1 protein-coding gene is annotated in these 1,743 nt (G+C 43.4%); it reads left to right on the forward strand.

Translation table 11 applies throughout. The features are described from left to right. Positions 1-137 precede the first annotated feature (137 nt). The gene (locus AB6D07_RS22915; RefSeq protein WP_081324582.1) at positions 138-1,655 is read left to right on the forward strand and encodes an ISNCY family transposase; all 1,518 of its coding nucleotides are present in this window, start codon (positions 138-140) and stop codon (positions 1,653-1,655) included. Positions 1,656-1,743: the final 88 nt, after the last annotated feature.

Below are 1,743 nucleotides of genomic sequence, written 5' to 3' on the forward strand. Positions count from 1 at the left end.
TGTGATCACCAAGCGATTCTGTCGTATCGTAACTACCAAGCGACTTTGTCATTCGCTTAATTACCGAGGGAAATTGACGGTCTCTATTTTTACGTAATCCTTTGACTAGTGCTACGAATTAGTCAGGGGTGTATAGGATGATCGTTATGAATACTCAATCTCAGCTTACCGTGGATATCATCGCAAAAGTTGCTCTCGGTAAAATCTCAATTACTAATGCCTCTAAGCTCCTCAATAAGTCTCGCAGAACCATTGAACGTTATCTCAGGCGATATCGCTCTGATGGTATCCGATTTGTGGTTCATGGCAACACAGGAAGGGCACCCGCTAATAAAATCCCCATTACCTTAAAGCAACAAGTTCAAGCTCTTATAAAGGCCAAGTATTACGACTTTAACATGCTTCATCTCGCCGATATGTTAGAGGTATTTGAAGGCATCAAAGTAAAACGGGAGACGCTTCGTACCTGGGCACATGAAATCCATCATGTAAAACGAGCCAAACATCGACGTTCTAAGGTAAGAAGACGACGTGAGCGTATGGAAGCCGAAGGCTTAATGCTGCAAATGGACGGCAGTCCGCACCTTTGGTTCGGTGATAAAAAATCCTGTCTTATCGCCATGATTGATGATGCAACCAGTGAGGTTCATGCGGAGTTTTTTCCTTCAGAAACCACCGAAGGGTGCCTCAAAGTAATGAAAACTTATATCAAGAAAAAAGGGCTTTTTAAGACTCTTTATGTCGATAGAGCGGGCATCTTCGGTGGACCAAAACGTTGCCACTTCTCCCAGATGCAACGAGCCTGTGAAGAGCTGGGTATAGAAATTATTTTTGCCAATTCGCCTCAAGGCAAGGGTCGCATCGAACGTGCTTTTGATACGTTCCAAGATCGTCTAGTCCCTGAGTTAAGGCTGGCTGGGGTTACTGATATGATCAGTGCAAATAACTACCTACAAAATACCTTCATCCCTGAGTATTGGGCAACGACCCTCACAGTCAACGCCAAATTAATGCGCTCTGAGCATACACCCGTTCCGAAGTACCTCAACATTGACGCGATATGTATTCAAAAAGAATATCGAAAAATCCGTCGAGATCATACCTTCAGCTACGCCAACGCAATGTATCAAATTACCTCCCCATTACGGCACTCTATCGTGAGTCAACAAGTCGAACTACGTAAGCAACTTGATGGTGGTTTTACGGCTTATTTTGCCGACCGAGAGTTATCGATTAAAGAGCTTACTGAGCCTAGCTCTAGGAAAGAATACGGAGAAGAGGTTCAGAAAAAGATCGAGGCTATAGAGCTTGCCAATGAGTTAGGGAATGTTAGAGAAGCAGCTCGACAAAGCGGTTGTTCTGTCAAAAGCATTCACAACAACCGTCAATTACTTGAAGCCCATGGCCCACTTGCTTTGAAACGTCTGTATGGTCAATCACACAACAATAATCGCATCGATGAAAAGACTCGAAATATCGTCATCTCATTAACACTCAAATCGCCTCACCTAACCTCTATTAGGATAAGTGGTGAGATGAGAAAGCGTTTTAACATCTCGATTAGTCACTCAACAGTAAGGAACATCTGGCTTGAAGAAAAGCTGAATACAAGAGAGTTACGGGAGGCACGTGCCGAGGAATCAATTATCGAATAGAAACTAATCTGCAATAGTGGACTACTATGAATAAAGCAACGACAGAATCCTTCGGTATTTAGACCGTCAACCTCCCTCGGTAATCACA

The sequence above is a fragment of the Vibrio sp. 10N.239.312.C11 genome, from assembly GCF_041466065.1.
Classification (GTDB): domain Bacteria; phylum Pseudomonadota; class Gammaproteobacteria; order Enterobacterales; family Vibrionaceae; genus Vibrio; species Vibrio tasmaniensis_A.

Excerpts from the sequence above, each read along its gene's own strand:
- AB6D07_RS22915 (WP_081324582.1), top strand. The coding sequence starts at position 138 with ATGATCGTTATGAATACTCAATCTCAGCTTACCGTGGATATCATCGCA.